A 17,990-nucleotide genomic window follows, 5' to 3' on the forward strand; every position below is an offset into this window, starting at 1 on the left:
GTATCAGTGGGCGGTGGCCGGCAGGCTCGCCGGGATCGGTGCATCGACCGCGGGCCGCCCGACGATCGTCTTGGCCACGTTGTAGGCCATCAGCAGCATCCCCGAGAGGAAGCAGATACCGCCCGCCAGGCGGATCAGGTAGAACGGGTACTTGGCCTTGACCGCCTCGACGAAGGCGTAGGTCAGCGTGCCGTCCGGCTGCGTGGCACGCCACATCAGGCCTTCCATCACGCCGGCGATCCACATCGAGGCGATGTACAGCACCACGCCGATGGTGGCGATCCAGAAGTGCAGCTCGATCAGGCGCACGCTATACATCTGCTTCTCGCCGAACAGGCGCGGGATCAGGTAGTAAAGCGAGCCGATCGAGATCATCGCCACCCAGCCCAGCGCACCCGAGTGCACGTGGCCGATGGTCCAATCCGTGTAGTGCGACAGCGCGTTGACGGTCTTGATCGACATCATCGAGCCCTCGAAGGTCGCCATGCCGTAGAAGGACAGCGCCACCACCAGGAACTTGAGGATGGGATCGGTGCGCAGTTTGTGCCAGGCGCCCGACAAGGTCATGATGCCGTTGATCATGCCGCCCCAGGACGGCGCCAGCAGGATCAGCGAGAAGACCATGCCCAGCGACTGCGCCCAGTCGGGCAGCGCGGTGTACTGCAGGTGGTGCGGGCCGGCCCACATATAGGTGAAGTTCAGCGCCCAGAAGTGGACGATGGACAGGCGGTACGAATAGATCGGACGCTCGGCCTGCTTGGGAATGAAGTAGTACATCATGCCCAGGAAGCTGGTGGTCAGGAAGAAGCCCACCGCGTTATGGCCGTACCACCACTGCACCATGGCGTCCTGCACGCCGGCATAGGCCGAGTAGGACTTCCACATCGACACCGGCATCTCGAGGTTGTTGACGATGTGCAGCAGCGCGATGGTCAGGATGTAGGCGCCGAAGAACCAGTTGGCCACGTAGATATGCTTGGTCTTGCGCTTGATGATGGTGCCGAAGAACACCACCGCGTAAGCCACCCACACCAGCGTGATCAGGATATCGATCGGCCATTCCAGCTCGGCGTACTCCTTCGAGCTGGTGATGCCCATCGGCAGCGTGATGGCCGCCGCCACGATCACCAGTTGCCAGCCCCAGAAGGTGAAGGCCGCCAGCGGACCGCAGAACAGGCGGGCCTGGCAGGTGCGCTGGACCACGTAGTACGAGGTCGCGAACAGCGCGCTGCCGCCGAAAGCGAAGATGACTGCATTGGTGTGCAAGGGGCGCAGGCGCCCGAACGACAGCCACGGCGTGTTGAAGTTGAGCTCCGGCCAGATCAGCTGTGCTGCGAGCAGCACGCCGACGGCCATGCCGACGATCCCCCAGACCACAGTCATGATGGCGAATTGCCTCACGACGCCGTAGTTGAAGGTGTCGACGCGTGAAGACGCGGCAGTGACATCCATTCAGACCCCCCAAGACTAAGTAGTGAAAACCGATCTGGCGAAAGCGCCGATGATGTGAATGTATGAAGCCCGGGCCCCGCGTGCGTTGATCTGCATCAAGCGCCCCCCGCTGCGCGCAGAACCGAAGGCATCGGCCACGGTCGCACGCCACCTGCCACCGCCCTCAGGACGGCTTGTCGTTGTCGAGCAGCACCGCTTCGGCGGGCCGGTCGAGGTCGTCGTACTGGCCGGCGTGCAAGGCCCACCAGAAGGCGCCGGCAATCAACACGACCAGCGCCAGGCTCAGCGGCACCAGCAGGTAAAGCGTTTCCATGGTCAGTCCTCCGAGGCTGGATCCGTCGCACCGGACGCGGCCGGCGCCGACAGCAGGCGCCAGGCATTCGCCACCACCAGCAGCGAGGAGATCGACATGCCGAGACCCGCCATCCAGGCCGTGACGAAGCCGGTGGCCGCCAGCGGGATCGCCAGCACGTTGTAGAGGAAGGCCCAGGCGAGGTTCTGCCGCACCACGCGGCGCGTGCGGCGAGCGATGGCCAGCGCCGTCGCGATCTCGTCGACGCCACCGTGCGCCAGCACCGCGTCCGCGCCGGCCTGCGCCAGCGGAGCGCCGCTGCCGATCGCGATCGAGACCTGGGCCTGCGCCAGCACCGGCGCGTCGTTGATGCCGTCACCGACCGCCAGCACGACCGCGCCGCGCTGCTGCAGCGCGCTCACATAGTCGCGCTTGTCCTCGGGCGTGGTGCCGCCGCGGGCATCGGCGATGCCGAAGCGGCGCGCCCACCAGTCGACCGTCGCCGGATCATCGCCGGACACCAGGTGGCAGCGCACGCCCAGGCCCCGCAGTCGCGCCAGCAGGACGCCGGTACGGGCCCGCTCGACATCGTGCAGCACGAAAGCCGCCAGCCAGCGGTCCGCTTCGCCGAGCCAGACCGTGGTGGCGCCTGCCGGAAGATCGGGCTCGGCCGCACCGTGCAGAAGATCGCCCGGGGCGCCTCCCGCCAGTTCCGCGACGAAGGACTGGCGTCCGAGCCGCAGGCGCCGCGCGCCGATGCGGGCCTCGAGGCCCTGCCCCGGCACGCTGCGCAGCGCGGCGACCGGCACCACCTGGGGCGGGGAGTCCCCCTCCCCATCGGCCGCCGTGGCCGCGCGGCGCTCCTGCGCCGCCGCCGCCAAGGCCTGTGCGATGGGATGCTCGCTTGCCGCCTCCATGGCAGCGGCGAGCGCCAGGCACTGGTCGGCTGGCGCGCCCTGCGCCGCACGCACCTCGGCCAGCGCGAAGCGTCCTTCGGTCAAGGTCCCGGTCTTGTCGAGCACGACATCGCTGACCTGCGCCAGCGTTTCCAGCGCATGGCCGCGCGTCAGCAGCACGCCGCGCCGCGACAGCGAGGCGCCGGCAGCCGCCAGCGCAGCCGGCGTCGCCAGCGACAGCGCGCAGGGACAGCTCACCACCAGCACCGCCACCGCCACCAGCAACGCGCGCGCCGGATCGATCCAGGCCCACCAGACCAGGCCGGTCACGCCCGCCAGCAGCAGCAAGGCGGCCACGAACCAGCCAGCGACGCGGTCGGCCAAGGTCGCCAGGCGGGGCTTGTCGGCCAGCGCACGGTCCAGCACGGCGACGATCTCCGCCAGGCGCGTGCCTGCGCCGATGCGCTCGACGCGGATCTCGAGCGGGCTGGCGGTGTTGAAGCAGCCGGCCAGCACCGCTTCGCCGGCCGTGCGCCGGACCGGCCGGCTCTCGCCGGTCAGCATCGACTCATCGATCGCGCTGCTGCCGGCCTCGACCACGCCATCCGCCGGCACCACCTCGCCTGCCTTGACACGGATGCGGTCGCCGGCGCGCAAGCGCGCCACCGGCACGCGCTCCACATTGCCGCCGGCGTCCAGGCGTTCACAGGTGGCCGGCAACTGGCGCGCCAGCATCTCCGCGCCGCTGCGCGAGGCCTGCCGCATGCGCAGCTCCAGGTATCGCGCCGCCAGCAGGAAGGCGACGAACATGGTGACCGAATCGAAGTAGACCTCGCCGCTGCCGTGCACGGTCGCCGCCACGCTGGCCAGGAAACCCGCGCCGATGCCCAGTGCCACCGGCACGTCCATGCCGGCGTGGCCCCGGCGCAGGCTGCGCCAGGCACCGGCGAAGATGGGGGAGGCGGAATACAGCACGACCGGCAGCGTCAGCAGCAGGCTGGCCCAGCGCATCAGCTGCAGCATGGCGGGGTCGATGGTGGCCTCGTGCGTGTAGATCGGCCACGCGTACATCATCACCTGCATCATGCCCAGCATGGCCACCGCCAGCCGCATCAGCAGGCCGCGGCGCTCGCGCCGGTCATCCGCGTCCGAGCGCGACAGCTCGAAGGGCCAGGCAAGGTAGCCGATCTCGGCCAGTGCCGCCAGCAGGCCGGCAACGCCGGTCTGCTGCGGGCGCCAGCGCACCAGCACGCGGCGGGTGGCCACGTTGGCCACGACCGACTCGACGCCCGGCAGCCGCGCCAGGTGCTGCTCGATCAGCCAGGCGCAGGCGGCACAGCGGATGTTCTCGGGGGTCAGCGTGATTTCGGCGCGCCCGCCATCGAGCGGCCGCACGAACTGCGCGCGCAGTTCCTCGCTGTCGTAGGCTGCCCACACCGGCTCAGCCTCGCGCCGCGCGGCATCGTCGATCGGGCGGGCGAAACGCGTCTGGTCGCCATAGAGATGGCCGAAGCCGGCCGCGTGCAGCGTCTGCGCCAGGGCCTGGCAACCTCCGCAGCAGAATGCACGCGCCTCGCCATCGATGTCTGCGCGGAGGACACCGGCCTCGGGCAGGGCCTGCCCGCAGTGAAAGCAGGCTGCCGCGGCGTGGCGCCCCGTCCCGCCCGCAAGCGGGCGCGGCACGGCACGCGTGCCGGCTGGCAGGGGACATGTGTCGGCAGAAGGCATCGGGGGTCTCTTTTTACCCGATGCATGGTAGAGGCACAGCCGTCAAACGAACTTGACGCAGATCAAGTCCCGGGCCGGCTGCCGCCGGGAAAGGCGGCCTGTACCTGGGGCCGGCATCCCCCGCAGGCAGGGACCCGTGAGCCGGCGCCCCGGCGGGCCGGCGGGCGCCTTCAGGTCAGTGTCGTATCCACCACGCGCCGCTCGGACTCGAGATACTCGCGCGACTGCATCTCGATGATGCGCGACACCGTGCGGTGGAATTCGTTGGCCATCTGGCCTTCGACGTAGAGCTCGTCGGCGGGCACCTCGGCCGACATCAGCAGCTTGACCTTGTGGTCGTAGAAGACGTCGATCAACCAGGTGAAGCGGCGCGCCTCGGACGACATGCGCGGCGTCATGCGCGGCACCTCGGACAGGATCACCGTGTGGAACTGCGAGGCGATCTCGAGATAATCGTTCTGCGAGCGCGGGCCGCCGCACAGGGTGGCGAAATCGAACCACACCACGCCGTTGGCGCGCCGCAGCGCACGCAGCTCGCGGTGCTCGATATGCAGGATCGGCGATTCGTCAGCCACCCCGGCCAAGCCGGTGAAGGCATCGCGCAGGGCCGAATTGGCCTTGGCCCCGAGCGGGGTATGGTAGGCCTGCACCTGCGCCAGCGTGCGCTTGCGGTAGTCGATGCCGGCGTCCACGTTGAGGACATCGAGCTTCTCCTGCAACAGCGCGATGGCGGGCAGCACGCGGTCGCGGTGCAGTCCGTCCGGATAGAGCAGATCGGGCCGGTAGTTGGACGTCATCACGAACTGCACACCGTTGGCGAACAGCTGCTGCAGCAGGCGATGCAGGATCATCGCGTCGGCGACATCGTTGACGTGGAATTCGTCGAAGCAGATCAGACGGAAGCGCTTGGCGATGCGGCGTGCCAGTTCGTCGAGCGGATCGGGCCGGCCGCGCAACTCTTCGAGCTGGCGGTGCACCTCGCGCATGAACTCGTGGAAATGCAGGCGGGTCTTGCGCACCACCGGCACGCAGGCGTAGAAACTGTCCATCAGGAAGGACTTGCCGCGCCCCACCCCGCCCCACATGTAGACGCCGCGCGGTACCTCGGGATGGACCAGCAGTTTCTTCAGCGCATTGTTGCGGCGGCCCTTGTAGGCGACCCAGTCGTCGTAACACCGCTGCAACCGCTCGACCGCGCGCAGCTGGGCCTCGTCCGAGGTGTAGCCGCGCTGCTTCAGTTCCTGATCGTAGTACTCGCGAACGTTCATGCTGTCTGCTGTCTTGTGTTGCCGGCGGCGGCCGCGACCGCTGCCGGACTGTGCGTCGGCGCGGAAGAGGCGATGCCGCGCCTGAAAGCGAAAACGGCGCGCCGTGCGAACGGCGCGCCGAAGCTGCAAGATGTCAGGCCTGCAAAGGCGCGGACCTTACATATTGAGCTGACGCTTGTCCACGGCCAGCGCAGCTTCGCGCATGACCTCGGACATCGACGGGTGCGGGTGGCAGACACGGCCGATGTCTTCGCTGGCGGCCTTGAACTCCATCGCCACCACGGCTTCGGCGATCAGGTCCGACGCGTTGGCGGCAACCACGTGCACGCCCAGGATCTCGTCGGTCTTGGCGTCCGCCAGCATCTTGACGAAGCCGTCGGCGTGGCCCATGCCCAGCGCACGGCCATTGGCCATGAAGGGGAACTGGCCGGCCTTGTACTCGCGGCCCTCGGCCTTGAGCTGCTGCTCGGTCTTGCCGACCCAGGCGATTTCCGGGAAGGTGTAGATGACCCAGGGAACGCAATTGTAGTCGATATGCGGCTTCTGGCCGACGATGCGCTCGGCCACGGCCACGCCTTCGTCTTCCGCCTTGTGCGCCAGCATCGGGCCGCGCACCACGTCGCCGATGGCCCACAGGCCCGGCACCTTGGTCGCGCAGTGGTCATCGACCTCGATGAAGCCGCGCTGGTCGGTCGCCAGGCCGACGGCTTCCAGGCCCAGGTTGTCGGTGTTGGGCACACGGCCGACCGAGACGATCAGGCGGTCGACTTCCAGCGTCTGCGCCGCGCCATCCTTGTCGGTATAGCGCACGGTCACGCCATCCTTGCCGGTGGTGACCTCGTCGACCTTGACGCCCAGGTGGAACTTCAGGCCTTGCTTGGTCAGCTGCTTCTGCGCTTCCTTGGCTACGCCTTCGTCGGCGGCGCCCAGGAAGGCCGGCAGGGCTTCCAGCACGGTCACGTCGGCACCCAGGCGACGCCACACCGAGCCCAGCTCCAGGCCGATCACGCCGGCGCCGATCACGCCCAGCTTCTTCGGCACGGAGGCGAACTTGAGCGCGCCTTCGTTATCGCTGATCAGGTTGTTGTCGACGGCGATGCCAGGCAGGTGACGTGCCTTCGAGCCGGTGGCGATGATGACCTGCTTGGCGGTGACGACTTCGCCGGCGATCTCGACCTGGAAGCCCTCGGCGGTCTTGCCGACGAACTTGCCGTAGCCCTTGAGCAGCGTGACCTTGTTCTTGCGGAACAGGAACTCGATGCCCTTGGTCATCTTGCCGACGATATCGTCCTTGCGCTTGAGCATCTTGGCCACGTCGACCTTGACGTCGCCCACGGTGATGCCGTGGTCGCCCAGGTGGTGCGAGACGTTCTCGAACTCTTCCGAGGAGGCCAGCAGCGCCTTGGAGGGAATGCAGCCCACGTTCAGGCAGGTGCCGCCCAGGCGGGGCTCGTTCTTCGGATCGTCGTAGGCGTTGCCTTCGCAGCAGGCCACGTTCAGGCCCAGCTGGCCGGCGCGGATGGCAGCGATGTAGCCGCCGGGACCGGCGCCGATCACCAGCACGTCGAATTGTTTGCTCATGGAGATTCCTTTTGCGGCCCGCCCGGCAGATGCCGGCCGGGGCGCTTTCGATTCTTCAGGCCACCGGCCGCGCGGGCGCGGCGGCGGCATGGCGTGACAGCCGGATTACAGGTCCAGCAGCAGGCGGGCCGGATCTTCCAGCGCGTCCTTCATGGCGACCAGGCCCAGCACGGCTTCGCGGCCGTCGATGATGCGGTGGTCGTAGGACATGGCCAGGTAGTTCATCGGACGGATCACGATCTGGCCGTCTTCCACCACGGCACGCTCCTTGGTGGCGTGCACGCCCAGGATGGCCGATTGCGGCGGGTTGATGATCGGGGTCGACAGCATCGAACCGAACACGCCGCCATTGGAGATGGAGAACGTACCGCCGGTCAGTTCTTCCAGCGACAGCTTGCCGTCGCGGGCCTTCACGCCGAATTCGGCGATCTTCTTCTCGATGTCGGCCAGGCTCATCTGGTCGGCATTGCGCAGGATGGGCACCACCAGGCCACGCGGCGAACCGACCGCGATACCGATGTCGAAGTAGCCGTGGTAGACGATGTCGTTACCGTCGATCGAGGCATTGATCAGCGGGAACTTCTTCAGCGCGTGCACCGCTGCCTTGACGAAGAAGGACATGAAACCCAGCTTGACGCCGTGTTCCTTCTCGAACTTGTCCTTGTACTTGTTGCGCAGGTCCATCACCGGCTTCATGTTCACTTCATTGAAGGTGGTGAGGATGGCGTTGGTGGCTTGCGATTGCAGCAGGCGCTCGGCGATACGGGCACGCAGGCGGCTCATCGGCACGCGCTCTTCCGGGCGGTCGCCCAGGGCGGCGAAGTCGACCGGGGCGGCGACCTGCTGCAGCGCCGGCTTGGCGGCTGCCGGAGCGGGAGCGGCCTTGGCGGCCGGTGCCGGGGCGGCGGAGGCGGCCAGCACGTCACCCTTGGTGATGCGGCCATCCTTGCCGGTGCCGGCGACCTGGCCGGCCGACAGATTGCCTTCGGCCATCAGCTTGGCGGCCGACGGCATGGCGACGGCGCCGGCCGGAGCGGCAGCGGCAGCGGCAGCCGGAGCGGCAGCGGGCGCGGCGGCCGGAGCGGGCGCGGCGGCGGCCGGGGCCGGGGCGCCGGCGGTGGCTTCGGTGTCGATCTTGGCGATGATTTCGTCGGCGACGACGGTGTCGCCGTCATTCTTGACGATCTGCGACAGCACGCCGGCGGAGGGGGCCGGCACTTCGAGCACGACCTTGTCGGTCTCGATTTCGATCAGGATTTCGTCCTGGGCGACAGCCTCGCCGGGCTTCTTCTTCCAGTTCAGCATGGTCGCTTCGGCGACCGACTCGGACAGTTGGGGAACCTTGACGTCAACAATAGCCATGGTTGGATATTCCTAGATGTATGCGTGTGTTCTTCGACGATGCATGGCACCGGGCGACGCGATCGGTGATCGCGCCGCCCGGGCAGTCTCGATTACTTGGTCAGCACGAAGCCCTTGAGCTTGGAGAAGGCCGCGTCGAGCAGCGCCTTCTGCTGCTCGTTGTGCTTGGCGTAGTAGCCCACGGCAGGCGAGGCCGAAGCCGGGCGACCGGCGTAGCCGAGCTTCTGGCCGTCGGTCATGTTCTCCATGATGTAGTGCTGCACGAAGAACCATGCACCCTGGTTCTGCGGCTCGTCCTGGCACCAGACGATCTCGGTCGCGCCCGGGTACTTCTTGAGCTCGGCCGCCAGTGCCTTGTGCGGGAACGGGTAGAGCTGCTCCAGGCGGATCACGGCGGTATCCGACGCGTCGCGTTCCTTGCGGGTATTGACCAGGTCGTAGTAGACCTTGCCCGAGCACAGGACCACGCGCTTGACCTTGGCGGCGTTGAGGTCGCCCTGGTCGCCGATCACGGTCTCGAAGTGGCCCTTGGCGAGGTCGGCCAGCGGCGACACCGCATCCTTGTTACGCAGCAGCGACTTCGGCGTCATGATGACCAGCGGCTTGCGGAACAGGCGGATCATCTGGCGGCGCAGCAGGTGGAAGATCTGCGCCGGCGTGGTCGGCTGGGCTACCTGCATGTTGTGGTCGGCACACAATTGCAGGAAACGCTCGATGCGCGCCGAGCTGTGTTCCGGACCCTGGCCTTCGTAGCCGTGCGGCAGCATCAGGGTCAGGCCCGAGGCGCGGCCCCACTTCACTTCGCCGGAGCTGATGAACTGGTCGATCACCACCTGGGCGCCGTTGACGAAGTCGCCGAACTGGGCCTCCCAGATCACCAGGGCGTTCGGCTCGGCGGTCGAGTAACCATATTCGAAGCCCAGCACTGCCTCTTCGGACAGCACGGAGTCGATCACGGTGAACGGGGCCTGGCCTTCCGAGACGTTCTGCAGCGGCACGTAGGAACCGGCATCCCAGCGCTCACGGTTCTGGTCGTGCAGCACGGCGTGGCGGTGGGTGAAAGTGCCACGGCCGGCGTCCTGGCCGGTGATGCGCACGGCGTAGCCCGAGGCCACCAGCGAGGCGAAGGCCAGGTGCTCACCCATGCCCCAGTCCAGCGACTGGTCGCCACGGCCCATGTTGGCGCGGTCCTTGATCACCTTCTCCACCAGCGGGTGCAGCTTCAGGTGCTCGGGGATGGTGGTGATACGCTCGGCCAGGCGCTTGAGCTCGGTCACCGGCACGGCGGTGTCGGCGGCGTCGGTCCACTTGCGGTTCAGGAAGGGGATCCAATCCACCGCGAACTTGTTCTTGAAGTTCGACAGCACCGGGTCGACGGTCAGCTTGCCCGCATCCATGGCGGCACGGTATTCCTTAACCAGCTGGTCGCCGAACTCGCCGCCGGTCAGGTTCTGCGCCGTCAGCTTGTCGGCATACAGCTTGCGCGTGCCGGGGTGCTGGCCGATCTTCTTGTACATCAGCGGCTGGGTGACGGCAGGCGTGTCCTGCTCGTTGTGGCCCAGCTTGCGGAAGCAGATGATGTCGACGACGACGTCCTTGTTGAATTCCATGCGGAAGTCGACTGCCAGCTGCATGGCGAACACCACGGCTTCGGGATCGTCGCCGTTCACGTGCAGCACCGGCGCCTCGATCATCTTGACCACGTCCGTGCAGTACAGCGTCGAACGTGCGTCACGCGGGTCGGAGGTGGTGAAGCCGATCTGGTTGTTGATCACGATGTGCATCGTGCCGCCCGTGCCATAGCCGCGGGTCTGCGCCAGGTTCAGCGTTTCCATCACCACGCCCTGGCCGGCGAAGGCTGCGTCGCCGTGCACCTGCACCGGCAGCACTTCCTTGTGGCCGGCACCGCCGCGGCGTTCCTGGCGGGCCTTGGACGAACCCTCGACCACCGGGTTGACGATTTCCAGGTGGGACGGGTTGAAGGCCAGCGACAGGTGGACCGGGCCGCCCTCGGTGGAGACGTCCGACGAGAAGCCCTTGTGGTACTTGACGTCGCCGGCAGGCAGGTCATCGACGTGCTTGCCTTCAAACTCGGCGAACAGGTCCGCCGGCATCTTGCCCAGGGTGTTGACCAGCACGTTCAGGCGGCCGCGGTGGGCCATGCCGATCACGATTTCCTGCACGCCCTTGCCGCCGGCGTGCTGGACCAGTTCATCCATCGCGGCGATGAAGCTTTCACCGCCTTCCAGCGAGAAGCGCTTCTGGCCGACGTACTTGGTGTGCAGGAAGCGCTCGAGGCCTTCGGCGGCGGTCAGGCGCTCCAGGATGTGCTTCTTCTTCTCCAGCGTGAACACCGGCTTGGAACGCGTGGTTTCCAGGCGCTCCTGCCACCAGCGCTTCTGCGCCTGGTCGCTGATGTACATGAACTCGGCGCCGATGGTGCCGCAGTAAGTCTCGCGCAGGTTGTTGATCAACTCGCGCAGGCTCATCGACTCCTTGCCGAAATAGGTATTGCTGGCATTGAAGACGATGTCGAGATCGCTCTCGGAGAAACCGTAGAAGGCGGGATCCAGGTCCGGCAGGGGCGGACGCTCCTGGCGCTTGAGCGGATCGAGGTCGGCCCAGTGCGAACCGATGTTGCGGTAGGCGGCGATCAGCTGCGTGGCGGCCACGCGCTTGCGGCCCATGTCCGAATCGGCCGAGGCGACGATGGTCTTGATCGGGCCTTGCTTGGCGCGCTCGGCGAACGAGGCGACGATGGGAGCGTGGGGGATGTCGCGGGCGTTGGAACCATCGACGGCGGGCACGTTCTGCATCGCGTCGAAATACGCACGCCAGTTGTCGGGAACCGAGGCGGGGTTTTCGAGATAGGCTTCGTACAGCTCTTCCACGTAGGGCGCGTTACCGCCGAAGAGGTACGAATTGCTCTGATACTGCTGCATCATGGGGCGCTCACTATTCTCCGGGACTGCCGGAGTTAAGCGGGTTCATCAACCTTCCGCGACACGGCTTGACCGGTTAGCGGATTGCAAACAACTCTTTGAAGCCCCTCTTAAGCAAACGGCGCCAGCCTGGTTTGGGCGGCGCCGACACTGCTGAGGACCTTCAAGGGCAAGTTGTGCGGGAAGGACCTAAGTCTTCACTCGCATAAGCATAGCACGTTTGCCTAGGCGCGCCCGCGTTTTTTCCGGGTATACGCGGTAGTACTACAACAGTGCCGGCGATTATTGCCGGAAAGTGACGGATTCGGTCTGCGGGGTGCCGCCCATCACCCCCGCGCGCAAGCATGCAGCCCTTGCGGCCGGCTCGCTATGCCACCGGATCGGGCACGATGCGGTCGACCGCATCGGTGATCAGGGCATCGAGCCCCCAGCCGAGCAGCTCCGCCGCGCGGGCGGAGTCGTTGACCGTGTAGCAGGCTACGCGGAAGCCCGCCTGGTGGGCGGCCTCGATCACCTGCCGGTCCAGCTCCCGATGGTTGGCATCGAGGGCCACGCAATCGAGCCGGCGCAGCCGTTCGAGCCAGTCGGCGGGCAGGCGGTCCATCAGCAGGGCCCGCGGCAGCGTCGGCACGGCTTCGCGCGCGGCCTCCAGCGCGGCTTCCGAGAAGGAAGACAGCAGCGGCGGCACCGCGCTGCCGGCCCACAGCGCCGCCGCGTCCAGCGCCACGGCGGCACCGGTCCGGCGCTCGGCGCCGGGTACCGGCTTGATCTCGATATTGACCAGGAAGCCGTTGGCGCGGGTGTAGCGCGCCACTGCCGCCAGCGTGGGGATGGGCTCGCCGGCGAAGGCCGGACTGTGCCAGCCGCCGGCATCCAGCATGGCCAGTTCGCCCAGCGTCAGCGCGTCGGCACGGCCGTGGCCGCTGGTGGTCCGGTCGAGCGTCGCGTCGTGCAGCAGCACCGGCTTGCCGTCGGCAGACAGCTTCACGTCGAACTCGAACATGCGGTAGCCGAACGAGGCACCGTGGCGGAAAGCCGCCAGCGTGTTCTCCGGCGCCAGCTTGCCGGCGCCGCGGTGGGCGATGTGGCGCGGATACGGCCAGGGCGCCGGCCAGGGGGCGAAAGCGGCCGCGGCCGCGGTGTCGGGTGCGGACATGTCAGGCCTCGATGCGCTTGCCGGAATCGGTATCGAAGAAGTGCAGGTGGTCGGCGCTGGAGGTGATCGGCAGGCGGTCGCCCGCGCGCACCTTGAGCTGGCTGTCCAGCCGCACCACCACCGGCTGGCCGCCCAGCGCGCCGTAGGCGAACGAGTCGGCGCCGAGCGCCTCCACCACGCGCACTTCGACCTCGGCAATGGCCTCGTGCGCGGCGCATGGCTCGATGTGCTCGGGGCGCAGGCCGAGCAGCGCGCGCTCGGGCAGGTGCAGCCCCATCGGCAGGTGGCCCAGCGAAGCGCCAGCGCCACCACCCTGCCCCGCCACCACCTTCATGCCGACCTGGCCGTTGGCGCCATCCCGCACCACCGGCACCAGGTTCATCGGCGGCGAACCGATGAAGCTGGCGACGAAGGTGCTGGCCGGACGCGAGTAGACCTCGAGCGGCGTGCCGATCTGCTCGACGCGGCCACCGTTGAGCACCATCATGCGATCGGCCAGCGTCATCGCCTCGACCTGGTCGTGGGTCACGTACAGACTGGTGGTTCGCAGGCGCCGGTGCAGTTCCTTCAGCTCCAGGCGCATCTGCACGCGCAGCTTGGCGTCGAGGTTCGACAGCGGCTCGTCGAACAGGAAGACCGCCGGCTCGCGCACGATGGCACGGCCCATGGCCACCCGCTGGCGCTGGCCGCCGGAGAGCTGGCGCGGCCTGCGCGACAGCAGCGGCGCCAGCTCGAGGATGCCGGCGGCATGCTCGACGCGCTTGGCGATCTCGGCCTTGTCCATGCCGCGGATCTTCAGCCCGTAGGCCATGTTCTCGTAGACGCTCATGTGCGGATAGAGCGCGTAGTTCTGGAACACCATGGCGATATCGCGCTCGGCCGGTTCCAGCTGGTTGACCACGCGCTCGCCGATCCAGACTTCGCCGCCGGTGATGGCCTCCAGGCCGGCCACCATGCGCAGCAGCGTGGACTTGCCGCAGCCGGAGGGGCCGACGATCACGATGAACTCGCCGTCGGCGATCTCCATGTCGATGCCGTGCACCACCTGGACATTGCCGGCGTAGGTCTTCTGGACGTTGCGTAGGGACAGTTTTGCCATTGCGGATTGACTTCCAATATCTTGTCTTTTACTTCTCGGTTTCCACCAGGCCCTTGACGAACCAGCGCTGCATGAAGATCACCACCAGGGCCGGCGGGACCATCGCCAGCATCACGGTGGCCATCAGCAGGTTCCAGTCGGTGGCGGAATCGCCGGACCGCGAGATCATCTGCGTCACGCCCAGCACGATCGGCGTCAGGCTCTTGTCGGTGGTGATCAGCAGCGGCCACAGGTACTGGTTCCAGCCGTAGATGAACTGGATCACGAACAGCGCGGCGATGCTGGTGCGCGACAGCGGCAGCACCACGTCCCAGAAGAACTTCAGCGGACCGGCCCCGTCGATGCGGGCGGCTTCGGCCAGTTCGTCCGGAATGGTGAGGAAGAACTGGCGGAACAGGAAGGTGGCGGTGGCCGAGGCGATGATGGGGATGGTCAGGCCGAAGTAGCTGTTGATCATGCCCAGGTCGGACACCACCTTGTAGGTCGGCAGGATGCGCACTTCCACCGGCAGCATCAGCGTGACGAAGATCAGCCAGAAAAAGGTCTTGCGCAGCGGGAAGCGGAAATAGACGATGGCGAAAGCCGAGATGATGGAGATGGCGATCTTGCCGAGCGAGATCCCCAGCGCCATGATCAGGCTGTTCATCAGCATGGTGCCGACCGGCGTGGCCGAATTGCCCATGCCTTGCGTCAGCACCTGGCGGTAGTTCTCGATCAGGTGCGGGCCGGGGATCAGCGTCATCGGCGCCTGCAGCACGTCCTGCGCCGTCAGCGACGACGCGACGAAGACCACATACACCGGGAAGGCGACGATCACCACGCCCAGAATCAGCACGAGGTGGGTGAGGAAGTCCAGGAATGGACGGCGTTCGATCATGGGTCCGGACCCTTGTATTGCTTAGTATTGGACTTTGCGCTCGACGTAGCGGAACTGGACGATGGTCAACACGATCACCACCGCCATCAGGATCACCGATTGCGCGGCCGAACCGCCGATGTCCAGCCCGCGCACGCCGTCCTGGTAGACCTTGAAGACCAGCGTCTCGGTGGCCTTGAACGGGCCGCCCTGCGTCACCGAGTCGATGATGGCGAAGGTGTCGAAGAAGGCGTAGACGATGTTCACCACCATCAGGAAGAAGGTGGTGGGCGACAGCAGCGGGAAGACGATCGACCAGAAGCGCTTCCAGGGCCCGGCGCCGTCGATGGCGGCGGCCTCGATCAGCGACTTGGGGATGCTCTGCAGCCCGGCCAGGAAGAACAGGAAGTTGTAGCTGATCTGCTTCCAGGCGGCGATGACCACCACCAGCAGCATGGCCTGCCCGCCGTTGAGCACGTAATTCCACTCCACCCCCATCATGCGGATGACGTAGGAGACGATGCCCAGCGTGGGATTGAACAGGAAACTCCACAGCACCCCGGCCACGGCCGGCGCGATCGCGTAGGGCCAGATCAGCAGGGTCTTGTAGAAGGTCGCGCCGCGCAGCGCGCGGTCGGCGAAATAAGCCAGCGCCAGCGACGTGCCCAGGCCGACCACCGTCACGCCGATGGCGAACAACGCGGTGGTCTTGAAGGACCCGAGGTAGGTGGGGTCGCCGAGCAGGTCCTGGAAGTTCTCCAGGCCGACGAATTCGAGGCTGATGCCGAAGGCGTCCTGGCGCAGCAGCGACTGGTACAGGGCCTGCCCGGCCGGCCAGAAGAAGAACACCAGGGTGACGACGATCTGCGGCGCCACCAGCAGGTAGGGCAGCCAGCGCGATCGGAAGACAACTCGCTTTTCCATGAAGACTCTCAAAATGCACTGCCGGCCCGCGCTTTCGCCGCGGGCCGGCAGTGAGGCGGCGCGCACGCCCGTCGTGTTATTCCTTGACGGTCTTCTCGAAGCGGACCAGCAGTTCGTTGCCGCGCGCCACGGCCTCGTCCAGGGCAGCCTTCGGCGTCTTCTTGCCGGCCCAGACGGATTCCAGCTCCTCGTCGATCACCGAACGGATCTGCGGGAAGTTGCCCAGGCGGATGCCGCGCGACTTGTCGGTGGTCTTGACGATCATCTGCTTGACCGCGACGTCGGCACCCGGGTTCTTGTCATAGTAGCCGGACTTCTTGGTCAGTTCGTAGGCCGCCATGGTCACCGGCAGGTAGCCGGTCGACTGGTGCCAGTCCGCCTGGATCTCCGGACGCGACAGGAAGGTGAAGAACCTGGCCACGCCCTTGTACTCGTCGGCCTTGTGGCCGCCCATCACCCACAGCGAGGCGCCGCCGATGATGGTGTTCTGCGGCGCGCCGGGCACGCCGGCCTCATAGGGCAGCGGTGCCGGAGAGAAATTGAACTTGGCGTTCTTGCGGATGTTGGCCAGCGCGGCCGACGAACCGGTGTGCATCGCGCACTCACCGGCGATGAACTTCGCCTTCGGCTCGTCCTTGCGGCCGGCGTAGGTGAAATAGCCCTTCTTTGCCATGTCGAGCATATGCTCGATGTGCTGGACCTGGACCGGACCATTGAAATTCAGGCGAGCCTTGGGACCGCCGAAGCCGTTGTTCTCGGTGGCGAACGACACATTGTGCCAAGCCGAGAAGCTCTCCAGGTGCACCCACGACTGCCAGTCAGTGGTATAGCCGCAGGGCACGCCGGCGGCCTTCAGCTTGGCCGCGTCGATCGCCACTTCCTGCCAGGTTGCGGGCGGCTTGTTCGGATCCAGGCCCGCCTTCTTGAAGGCGTCCTTGTTGTAATACATGATCGTGGTCGAGCTGTTGAAGGGGAAGGACAGCATGTCCCCCTTGCTCGAGGTGTAGTAGCCGGCCACGGCGGGCACGTAGGCCTTGGCATCGAACTTCTCGCCGGCATCCTTCATGACCTTGCTGACCGGCACGATCGCGCCCTTGGCATTCATCATGGTGGCCGTGCCCACCTCGAACACCTGCAGGATGGCCGGTGCGTTGCCGGCGCGGTAGGCCGCGATGCCGGCGGCCAGCGACTCGTCGTACTGGCCCTTGTACACCGGCACGATCTTGTAGTCGGACTGGCTGGCGTTGAACTTGTTGGCGAGTTCGTTGACCTTGTCGTTCAGGGCGCCCTCCATCGAATGCCACCACTGGATCTCGGTAACGGCATGAGCCGATCCCGCGGCAACCATCAGCGGCAGCGCGGCGAGCGTCAAGGCGGTACGTTTCAGGAACATGAGCGATCTCCGGTTTCTTGCGCCACCCGTTTCGGCGCAAGGTAATGTTTGGAAACGAAACGAAACGAACAACAAAAGCGTTCGAATCTATTCCAGTTTTATGACAGCGGGATGTTACCCTCGCTTTCGCCGCGTGGAAACCGGGCAATCCCTCACAATCGAAAAAAAAAGACAAAGATGGCAGAAAGGTCGTTCGCCTGCGCGGACACGGATAGAATGCGCCGCCATGCAAGCCATCCAGACCCTGCCCCCCGCCGCCCTGCGCGGTATCCGCGGCGTGCTGACCGATATCGACGGCACCCTGACATCCGACGGCCGCCTGCCGGCAGCCACCTACCTCGCCATGCAGCAGATCAGGGATGCCGGGCTGCACCTGATCCCGGTGACGGGCCGCTGCATCGCCTGGGCCGAAATCCTGGCCCGGCTGTGGCCGGTCGACGCGATCATCGGCGAGAACGGCGCTTTCTATTCGCATCTGCGCGCGGGTCGATTGCATACGCGCTTCCTCGACGACGCCGCCACGCGGGCGGATAACCTGGCGCGCATCCAGGCGCTGGGCGCGCGCATCCTGAGGGAAGTACCGGGTTCCGCACTGGCTTCGGACCAGGCCTGGCATGCGGCCGACCTGGCCATCGACCATGCCGAGGACGTGGCGCCCCTGCCCGCGCCGGCGGTGGCGCGCATCGCGGCGCTGATGCGCGACGCCGGCATGACCGCGACAGTCAGTTCGATTCATGTGAACGGCTGGTTCGGCCAGCATGACAAGCTCAGCATGAGCCGGCTGTGCGCGGCCGAACTGCTGGGGGCCGACCTCGACGCCGAGCGCGGGCAGTGGCTATTCATCGGCGACTCGGCCAACGACGCCTCGATGTTCGCGCACTTCCCGCTCTCGGTCGGCGTCGCCAATGTGCGCGCCATTGCCGACCAGTTGCCGACACCGCCTGCCTACGTGACCGAGGCCAGCGGCGGCGAGGGTTTTGCCGAGATGGCCGGCCTGCTGCTCGCGGCACGCGGCTGAACGCCGCCGTCCGCCCGGCTGGG

Annotated in this window: 13 protein-coding genes; 1 reads left to right on the top strand and 12 read right to left on the bottom strand. The window is 66.7% G+C overall.

All coding sequences use genetic code 11. The features are described 5' to 3' along the window. Positions 1–3 precede the first annotated feature (3 nt). The 12 genes from ccoN to ugpB form a co-directional block, all read right to left on the bottom strand. Positions 4–1,452, bottom strand: coding sequence for a cytochrome-c oxidase, cbb3-type subunit I (gene ccoN, locus BKK80_RS14535; RefSeq protein WP_071013834.1), 1,449 nt, complete (start codon positions 1,450–1,452; stop codon positions 4–6). A gap of 163 nt (positions 1,453–1,615) precedes the next feature. Further along, positions 1,616–1,765: a cbb3-type cytochrome oxidase assembly protein CcoS gene (ccoS, locus tag BKK80_RS14540; protein WP_071013837.1), complete on the bottom strand. Its 150-nt coding sequence runs from the start codon at positions 1,763–1,765 to the stop codon at positions 1,616–1,618. Positions 1,766–1,767: 2 nt separating this feature from the next. Then, positions 1,768–4,368 carry a heavy metal translocating P-type ATPase gene (locus BKK80_RS14545; RefSeq protein WP_084545592.1) on the bottom strand — a complete coding sequence of 867 codons (2,601 nt, stop codon included), beginning with the start codon at positions 4,366–4,368 and terminating at the stop codon, positions 1,768–1,770. A 170-nt stretch (positions 4,369–4,538) separates the two neighbouring features. Further along, complete coding sequence (gene zapE, locus BKK80_RS14550) at positions 4,539–5,636, bottom strand: cell division protein ZapE (RefSeq protein ID WP_071013839.1); 1,098 nt, start codon at positions 5,634–5,636, stop codon at positions 4,539–4,541. 156 nt (positions 5,637–5,792) lie between these two features. Further along, on the bottom strand, positions 5,793–7,217 hold the full coding sequence (lpdA, locus tag BKK80_RS14555; RefSeq protein WP_071013842.1) for a dihydrolipoyl dehydrogenase: 1,425 nt from the start codon (positions 7,215–7,217) through the stop codon (positions 5,793–5,795). A 105-nt stretch (positions 7,218–7,322) separates the two neighbouring features. After that, the gene (gene odhB / locus BKK80_RS14560) at positions 7,323–8,579 is read right to left on the bottom strand and encodes a 2-oxoglutarate dehydrogenase complex dihydrolipoyllysine-residue succinyltransferase (protein ID WP_071070067.1); all 1,257 of its coding nucleotides are present in this window, start codon (positions 8,577–8,579) and stop codon (positions 7,323–7,325) included. Positions 8,580–8,671: 92 nt separating this feature from the next. Continuing rightward, positions 8,672–11,524, bottom strand: a complete 2,853-nt coding sequence (locus BKK80_RS14565) for a 2-oxoglutarate dehydrogenase E1 component (RefSeq protein ID WP_071013845.1) — start codon at positions 11,522–11,524, stop codon at positions 8,672–8,674. Positions 11,525–11,888: 364 nt separating this feature from the next. After that, positions 11,889–12,677 (bottom strand): glycerophosphodiester phosphodiesterase, encoded by a 789-nt coding sequence (gene ugpQ / locus BKK80_RS14570; RefSeq protein ID WP_071070069.1) that lies wholly within the window; start codon positions 12,675–12,677, stop codon positions 11,889–11,891. 1 nt (position 12,678) lies between these two features. Next, positions 12,679–13,776: a sn-glycerol-3-phosphate import ATP-binding protein UgpC gene (locus BKK80_RS14575; protein WP_071013849.1), complete on the bottom strand. Its 1,098-nt coding sequence runs from the start codon at positions 13,774–13,776 to the stop codon at positions 12,679–12,681. Between the two features lie 28 nt (positions 13,777–13,804). Continuing rightward, positions 13,805–14,653 (bottom strand): sn-glycerol-3-phosphate ABC transporter permease UgpE, encoded by an 849-nt coding sequence (ugpE, locus tag BKK80_RS14580; protein ID WP_071013850.1) that lies wholly within the window; start codon positions 14,651–14,653, stop codon positions 13,805–13,807. A 21-nt stretch (positions 14,654–14,674) separates the two neighbouring features. Beyond that, positions 14,675–15,556 carry a sn-glycerol-3-phosphate ABC transporter permease UgpA gene (gene ugpA / locus BKK80_RS14585; protein ID WP_071013852.1) on the bottom strand — a complete coding sequence of 294 codons (882 nt, stop codon included), beginning with the start codon at positions 15,554–15,556 and terminating at the stop codon, positions 14,675–14,677. A 76-nt stretch (positions 15,557–15,632) separates the two neighbouring features. Then, a complete protein-coding gene (ugpB, locus tag BKK80_RS14590) occupies positions 15,633–16,949 on the bottom strand; it encodes a sn-glycerol-3-phosphate ABC transporter substrate-binding protein UgpB (RefSeq protein ID WP_071013853.1) in 1,317 nt (438 codons plus the stop codon). Positions 16,950–17,175: 226 nt separating this feature from the next. On the opposite strand from ugpB, the gene BKK80_RS14595 reads away from it, so the two are divergent. Next, entirely contained in the window at positions 17,176–17,967 is a 792-nt protein-coding gene (locus BKK80_RS14595; protein ID WP_071013855.1) for an HAD-IIB family hydrolase, read from the top strand. Positions 17,968–17,990: the final 23 nt, after the last annotated feature.

This window comes from Cupriavidus malaysiensis (genome assembly GCF_001854325.1).
Lineage (GTDB): Bacteria > Pseudomonadota > Gammaproteobacteria > Burkholderiales > Burkholderiaceae > Cupriavidus > Cupriavidus malaysiensis.

Bases quoted from the DNA above. Each gene is read 5' to 3' on its own strand.
- ugpE (WP_071013850.1), bottom strand. From the start codon at position 14,653: ATGATCGAACGCCGTCCATTCCTGGACTTCCTCACCCACCTCGTGCTG.
- ccoS (WP_071013837.1), bottom strand. From the start codon at position 1,765: ATGGAAACGCTTTACCTGCTGGTGCCGCTGAGCCTGGCGCTGGTCGTG.
- ccoN (WP_071013834.1), bottom strand. From the start codon at position 1,452: ATGGATGTCACTGCCGCGTCTTCACGCGTCGACACCTTCAACTACGGC.
- zapE (WP_071013839.1), bottom strand. From the start codon at position 5,636: ATGAACGTTCGCGAGTACTACGATCAGGAACTGAAGCAGCGCGGCTAC.
- lpdA (WP_071013842.1), bottom strand. From the start codon at position 7,217: ATGAGCAAACAATTCGACGTGCTGGTGATCGGCGCCGGTCCCGGCGGC.
- odhB (WP_071070067.1), bottom strand. From the start codon at position 8,579: ATGGCTATTGTTGACGTCAAGGTTCCCCAACTGTCCGAGTCGGTCGCC.
- BKK80_RS14595 (WP_071013855.1), top strand. From the start codon at position 17,176: ATGCAAGCCATCCAGACCCTGCCCCCCGCCGCCCTGCGCGGTATCCGC.
- ugpA (WP_071013852.1), bottom strand. From the start codon at position 15,556: ATGGAAAAGCGAGTTGTCTTCCGATCGCGCTGGCTGCCCTACCTGCTG.
- BKK80_RS14575 (WP_071013849.1), bottom strand. From the start codon at position 13,776: ATGGCAAAACTGTCCCTACGCAACGTCCAGAAGACCTACGCCGGCAAT.
- ugpB (WP_071013853.1), bottom strand. From the start codon at position 16,949: ATGTTCCTGAAACGTACCGCCTTGACGCTCGCCGCGCTGCCGCTGATG.
- BKK80_RS14565 (WP_071013845.1), bottom strand. From the start codon at position 11,524: ATGATGCAGCAGTATCAGAGCAATTCGTACCTCTTCGGCGGTAACGCG.
- ugpQ (WP_071070069.1), bottom strand. From the start codon at position 12,677: ATGTCCGCACCCGACACCGCGGCCGCGGCCGCTTTCGCCCCCTGGCCG.
- BKK80_RS14545 (WP_084545592.1), bottom strand. From the start codon at position 4,368: ATGCCTTCTGCCGACACATGTCCCCTGCCAGCCGGCACGCGTGCCGTG.